The organism is Extibacter sp. GGCC_0201 (genome assembly GCF_017566055.1).
Lineage (GTDB): Bacteria > Bacillota > Clostridia > Lachnospirales > Lachnospiraceae > Extibacter.
In genome coordinates this window covers 1-212 of the sequence record NZ_JABFCH010000247.1, presented here as the reverse complement: position 1 = coordinate 212, position 212 = coordinate 1, and the positions used below count along the sequence as shown (strand labels likewise).

The 212-nt window shown below is 45.3% G+C and carries 1 protein-coding gene; it reads left to right on the top strand.

The genetic code is table 11. From position 1 onward, the window contains the following. Positions 1–212 (top strand): hypothetical protein (locus HJV72_RS19420; RefSeq protein ID WP_208073518.1); only part of this gene is annotated, 212 nt, incomplete at both ends.

The following is a 212-nucleotide window of genomic DNA, read 5'->3' as shown; positions in this document are numbered from 1 at the left end:
CAATACAGATAAAATGCGGCAATAACATAAACTTCAACCACTGCACATTCCAGCATTTAGCAGCCACCGGAGTAGATTATGAACGCGCCGTATCGACTTCCATTGTCGAGAATTGCCATTTCACCGATATTGGTGGCACAGCCTTACTGGTGGGCACCTTTCCCGATGAAGGATTTGAAACCCATGTGCCTTATACACCTTTTCATGAACAG